6 protein-coding genes are annotated in these 5,493 nt (G+C 62.9%); 2 read left to right on the top strand and 4 right to left on the bottom strand.

Translation table 11 applies throughout. The features are described 5' to 3' along the window. From BRAS3843_RS14280 to BRAS3843_RS14270, 3 genes are all read right to left on the bottom strand, one after another. A partial coding sequence (locus BRAS3843_RS14280) for a DUF1326 domain-containing protein (RefSeq protein ID WP_035981713.1) occupies positions 1–578 on the bottom strand: 578 nt, incomplete at its 3' end. A 121-nt stretch (positions 579–699) separates the two neighbouring features. Beyond that, positions 700–1,911, bottom strand: a complete 1,212-nt coding sequence (locus tag BRAS3843_RS14275; protein ID WP_175361120.1) for a hypothetical protein — start codon at positions 1,909–1,911, stop codon at positions 700–702. 520 nt (positions 1,912–2,431) lie between these two features. Next, complete coding sequence (locus BRAS3843_RS14270) at positions 2,432–2,887, bottom strand: cytochrome c (RefSeq protein ID WP_035981714.1); 456 nt, start codon at positions 2,885–2,887, stop codon at positions 2,432–2,434. A gap of 251 nt (positions 2,888–3,138) precedes the next feature. Between BRAS3843_RS14270 and BRAS3843_RS14265 the strand changes: the two genes are divergently transcribed. After that, a complete protein-coding gene (locus BRAS3843_RS14265; protein WP_008969632.1) occupies positions 3,139–4,098 on the top strand; it encodes a LysR family transcriptional regulator in 960 nt (319 codons plus the stop codon). A 15-nt stretch (positions 4,099–4,113) separates the two neighbouring features. On the opposite strand, the gene BRAS3843_RS14260 is transcribed toward BRAS3843_RS14265, so the two are convergent. Continuing rightward, on the bottom strand, positions 4,114–5,010 hold the full coding sequence (locus BRAS3843_RS14260; protein ID WP_008969631.1) for a LysR family transcriptional regulator: 897 nt from the start codon (positions 5,008–5,010) through the stop codon (positions 4,114–4,116). A gap of 15 nt (positions 5,011–5,025) precedes the next feature. On the opposite strand from BRAS3843_RS14260, the gene BRAS3843_RS14255 reads away from it, so the two are divergent. Continuing rightward, the coding region (locus BRAS3843_RS14255; protein WP_244425308.1) for an MFS transporter at positions 5,026–5,493 on the top strand (468 nt) is incomplete at its 3' end.

The following is a 5,493-nucleotide window of genomic DNA, read 5'->3' as shown; positions in this document are numbered from 1 at the left end:
TCCCAGCGCATGCCGTGGTCGCTGAACGTATTGCCGGCGGCGCCGACGGCCATGACCATCCGGTCGGGAGCCACCGGATGACCGATATTCACCCACATCTCCCCGCTCGGATGCATGGTCGGCAGCGGCTCGACCGACATGTGTAGAATGCCTGGGATTTCCGCGGACCGCGTCTTGCCGTCGATTCGGAACGTGATGGGTGCTTTGCTCACCCCGAGGTTCTTGCTGATCAGCGGCGTGAACGCGGACATAGGACCACCCGCTGCGCCGGAGAAGATCGCACTCAGCGCTTCGGTCTGCTCATCATCGGCGCGCTGATCGATATAGAGAGCTACCGACCAGTTTCCCTCTGCCATCACTCCCGGGGCGTGAAGGATGACGAAGACATTCAGCCCATCGAGCGGGACGTCGCCATAGCGGCCGCTTTCAACGTGGAAGACCAACGGGACGTTGCAAAAGCCTTCGGTCGGCCGCGCGGACAAGGGCGCTGCCGCCGAGACGAGGCAGGGACACACGATGCTGCAGCTGCAATTCTCGAAATAGTCACCAGAAAGGTGCCACGCGACCTGCTCCGCCATTGGCCACTCCCGCTCGGCCGAGAACCCGACAGATTGCTTTGGAATGAGCTATTTCTGGTAGAATGCTACGCCGCGCGGGAGGGAATCGCAAGCCAATTCCCCCGTGCGAACATCATCGCGCTTAGCCGTTCTCGCGCGCGACCATTCGTCTCCGGGCTCGTTTTGAGTTCGAGAGTTCAGCGATGGGGTGACGATAGGTCTCGACGCGACGCAGCCAGCCCGCCTCCCAGATGCGGTTGGTCGGAAGATTGCGGACCCGTTGCTGCAAGACGGACTGTGCCGCCTCAGTAAATTCCGCCAGCACGGCGGTCGGCTCGCTGGTCGTGCCGTTCATGCTGAGAAGAACCTGTTTGAGCCCCCAGCCCTGCCGATTTCCCGTCTGCGTGTTCACGGCCGTTTCAGCCGGGTTGGTCCCTTCGCCCTTGAAATTGATGTAGTCGATCAGCGGATACAGGTCGTTGGACGCGCGTACGATGCGTGCAAACTGGACGACGATGTGCTCGCGCTCCGCCACGTCAGGCGTGTGATCGAGGATCTTGCCGATGGCGCCCTGGGCGCGCGCGACGAGGAATTGAATCTGTCCCGGCACGGTCGCGAGCAGGAATTGCCGCAACTGTTTCATTTCGGGCGAGTTGAAGTTCTTCTTGAACTCAGCCCGGTTCACCCAGGGACAATGCGGGATTGGCGTCTTGTCGAGCCAGGGCGGGAGATGCGCACCCTGTTTGCGCAGGAAGTCGAGGAGGGCCGGAAAGCTCTCCTCGAAATTCGTGGTCCTGCTGGCCGGAAACCAGATGAAGTGACCGACGCCGAGCGAGGCGAAGTCCTCGTTCGCATTCCACGACGTGACCGCGTTGCGATTGCCATTGGTTTCGTTCTGCCAGATCTTCTGGCCGACCTTTTGCGCCACATCGGCAGGCAGCTTCAGTTGCTGCGCCGGGGCGTCCGCGGTCGCGCGGCCCGTTGTCTCAGTCTCCGGCTTTCGCACGACAACGTTTGTTTCGGGCTTCGACGCCTGCGGTTCGGGCGACGGCGCAACACTGTCGAGGTTCGCCTTCTGCTCTTGGGGCGACGGCGCCAGACTCGGCCGCAGCTCCTGCGCGTCGGCAGGCGGCGCAGACGCGCGCTCTGTCGGGTTCTTCTCGGTCTCGACAACCACCGTCCCGGCCGGAGCCACGTCCTCTGCCGACGCTGCTGGCCTTGCGATCACGCATGAGAGGAGCAACGCCCCGCAAGCAGGCGCCCAGCGCTGCCAACGACTGGAGCTGACCCGCCGCACCGCTCCCCGACGGCCAGCCGCGCCCGGGCTGCCAATCAAATCACCGCCCATATCCATATCTTAAGGAGCCATTTTGCCTGAAGCGCGAGCCTTGAGAATCGATATCGCGATTCGGTTCCTTGGCTGGGCATATTGTTCCCGGGCAACCGCGTCGCGCTTGCCCCCATTGTGGGTCAAAGGCGGCTCGAAAATATGTCAGTCTGGCGCTCGACATAAGGCAGGTGGCAGGCATCGCTCGTGTGTTGCGCGGCGGCCTCATCTTGCACCAGCTCCTGCGCCGGAACGCAACCACCTCAGATTCCCATATGCCTGCTCGTGCTGCGGACCCGCCCCGGGGAACCTGGCCACTAGCCGGTCGACAGGACGCGTCGTGCGATCTCGACGAAGCGTTGCGCGGGGTGGCAGACACCCCAAATCCGCGCGAATCAGCAACGGAAGGCGCTGTATTGTCGGCTGCTAGCGGTGGATGTGCGGGAGACGAGCGTGACTTTGGCGGCGGCCGTCCACTGATCCCGCAAATGACGCATCACCCGACCCAACCCGGGCCGAGTGATGCGATCGGCCGCACTGCGCCCTGTCAGTCTTCGATCTTGATCCGATAGGACTGATGACAGGCGACGCAATTCTGCATGGTTTTGCCAAGCGTGGCGTTGATCTGCTGCGGTGGCGCGTTCGCTGCCGCCTGAGCCGCGATCTCGTCGAAGCCGCCGCGCACCTGCCCGATCATCATTTTCCAGGCGTCGCTTTCCTTCGCTGCGAGCGTCGGCGGCCGAGCTAGGCCGGCATTGGCCTTGCGCCCGCGCGCTGCGGCTTCCTGGGCGACCCTGTCGAGATCGCCAGAGCCGAGCCCTTCTTCGATCGCCGCGACCGACGTAAGGAACAGGCGCATCTGGTCCAAGACGAATGTTCTTTCCGCTTCGGTCCGGGATACCGGCTCCCGCTTATCAGTGAGATCCGCCGCCCGGCTCTCCAGCAGCGAGACAGACGCCAGCAAGAACGGGACAGCAAGCATCGACGTCAGGTGATGACGCATCAGATCAAACTCCAATTCCAAATGGGGAAGAAGGTCCATGGCGGCCGTAAGGTATAAGTTTACGCTTTTAGGTCGGGCTTAAGACGCCATCAGATGTCGTGAATGGGATTGTTGCCAAACTCATGATCCAAAAAGGTCTTTTGCCCCCATTTTCTAGCTTCCAGCCGCAATAGAGCCTGTCTATGGTACTGGCTTGAAAAGTGGAATGAGTGCGCTTCGAATAGAGATATAAGCTGGAAATTATATCTGGCATGCCTCCGCAGGACTTGGATCATCGCATCGGCGATTGGTTGCGGCTGCGCGACCTCCGGATTTTCCGCGCGGTCGTGGAGAGCGGCAGCATGGCAAAAGCGGCCGGCCGCCTTTCGATCACCCAGCCCGCGGTCTCCCAGGCCATCGCCCAGCTTGAAGCCGCGTTGAAGGTTCGGCTGCTCGACCGCGGGCCACGCGGCGTGGCCCTCACGGTTTATGGTGAAGCGCTCATGCGCCGCGGTACCGAAGCCTTCGATGCGCTCCGGCAGGGATTGCGCGACATCGAGTTTCTCGCGAATCCCGGCGCCGGCGAAGTCGTGGTGGGCGCGTCGGAATCGCACATCGCGGGCGGTTTCCTGGCCGAGATCATCCAGAGCGTCGCCCGCGCTCATCCGCAGCTCGCCGTCCGCGTGGTGGAAGCCAACACCGCCGCGGTCGACTTCCACGAATTACGCGACCGCAAGCTCGACATGATGCTCGGACGTATCGCGCGCGACCGACCCGACATGGGCGAAGGCGGCGACTTCAGGGCTGATGTCCTGTTCGACGAGGAGATCCATATCGTCGCGGGGGCTCAGAACGAATGGGTGGCCGTTCCGACCATCGACTTTGCCGACCTCGTCGACCATCCCTGGATCCTCGCCCCCGAAGGCACCGCCGTTTACGAGCTCGTCCGTCGCGCCTTTCAGCGGCGCGGATTGCCGGAGCCGAAGGTCAACGTCACGACCTACTCGATGAATCTCAGGCTGCAATTGCTGATGCAGGGCCCCTACCTCACGGCACTCCCGAGCTCAGTGGTGCGTTTCAATGCGGGACGCTGGGCCCTGACGACGCTGCCACTTTCGCTCGGAAATCCGCTGCCTGTCGCCATCGTCACCTTGCGTCATCGCACGTTCAGCCCGGCTGTCCGCGTCTTCATCGATCACGCGCGCAACGTCACGAAAGCCCTCCGCATCTGATCTGGCCGATGACATCTATTCACGCGACAGCATCCGTCGCGTGATCTCGACGAAGCGCTGCGCGGCTGGAGACAGTCCGAAATCGGCGCGGCTCAGCAGGGAGACATGCCGATGGATCGTGGGCTGCGACAGCGGGACCGCGACGAGCGTCGGAAACTGGGCCTTCGGCAGCATGTGCCCGGGCAGGATGCTGATCCCTACCCCCTCCGCCGTGAGCGCCAGTGCGGTCGTGATCAGGGATACTTCCAGCGCCGGCTTGAGCTCGCGTCCGGTCTGCGCCAGTGCGTCGTCAATCTGACTGCGAATTCGCGTTCCACGGCGCATTGCGATCAGGTCGGAACTCATGATGGCGTCCCAGGTCAGGCGCCGCCGCTTCTCGAAGCTGCCATCCCTGATCCCGATCGCCGAGAGCGGGCTTTGCATGAGCGCCTCGATCCTCGCCTCCGTCGCCCCCTCCTCCTCGACGCTGCCGAGGCCGAATTCCGCACGCCCCGCCATCACGAAGCCGAGGAGCTCGTCGGGCGCGACATCGAACAGGTCGATGCTCACCTCCGGATGGCGAGAGCGAAAGTTCGCAAACACCCGGGGAAGCAGCGCCGAGGCAACGCCCGCGGAAACCGCAATGGCGATCCGGCCAGCCTTGATCTCGGCGAGGTCGCGCATCCGCCGCGACAAGCCTTGCGCGCCGGCCAGGATGCGTTCCGCAGCCGGAATCGCCTCCCTGCAAGCCGCCGTCGGATGTAACGCACGCGTCGTCCGCTCGAACAATTTGAGCTGAAAGTTCTCCTCGATCTGCCGGATCAGCAGACTGATTGCCGATTGCGTGACGCGCAGCTCCGCTGCTGCCTTGGTGATGCTGCCAAGCCGGTACACCAGGACCAGCGCCTCCAGTTGCCGCAGGCTCGGTGACATTAGCCTTCCTCATGAATGGATGAGAATTTTGTGGCTAATCGAAAGAGTTCGATCATGCAACATATTCGCAACAGCGCCATGGCCGCGGTGACGGCCAACCCGCTGCACAAAAAAATCGGGGAGGGACATTTGACGCAAGGGATCAATATCGGTCGCTACGTCGACGACCGTCCGCTGTCGGCGTTCCAGATTCGGGTGATCTGTCTCTGCGCGCTCGTGGTCGGGCTCGACGGGTTCGATGCCCAGGCGCTCGGCTTTGTCGCGCCGGCACTCAGCAAGGACCTGCATCTGGCGCCGGGCGCATTGGGGCCGGTATTTGGCGCGTCCCTGTTCGGCGTCATGCTCGGCTCGCTGCTGTTCGGCGCGCTGGCCGACTATCTTGGACGCAAATGGCTGGTGGTCGCCGGCGTTCTTCTCTTCGCGCTGGGATCGCTGGCGACCAGCCAGGCCACCAGCGTATCGAACCTCGTCGTCCTTTTCGTC

Origin of the sequence: Bradyrhizobium sp. STM 3843, assembly GCF_000239815.1 — a bacterium.
Taxonomy (GTDB): domain Bacteria; phylum Pseudomonadota; class Alphaproteobacteria; order Rhizobiales; family Xanthobacteraceae; genus Bradyrhizobium.
This window is presented reverse-complemented; position numbering and strand designations above follow the sequence as displayed.

Excerpts from the sequence above, each read along its gene's own strand:
- BRAS3843_RS14275 (WP_175361120.1), bottom strand. The coding sequence starts at position 1,911 with ATGGATATGGGCGGTGATTTGATTGGCAGCCCGGGCGCGGCTGGCCGT.
- BRAS3843_RS14270 (WP_035981714.1), bottom strand. The coding sequence starts at position 2,887 with ATGCGTCATCACCTGACGTCGATGCTTGCTGTCCCGTTCTTGCTGGCG.
- BRAS3843_RS14265 (WP_008969632.1), top strand. The coding sequence starts at position 3,139 with ATGCCTCCGCAGGACTTGGATCATCGCATCGGCGATTGGTTGCGGCTG.
- BRAS3843_RS14260 (WP_008969631.1), bottom strand. The coding sequence starts at position 5,010 with ATGTCACCGAGCCTGCGGCAACTGGAGGCGCTGGTCCTGGTGTACCGG.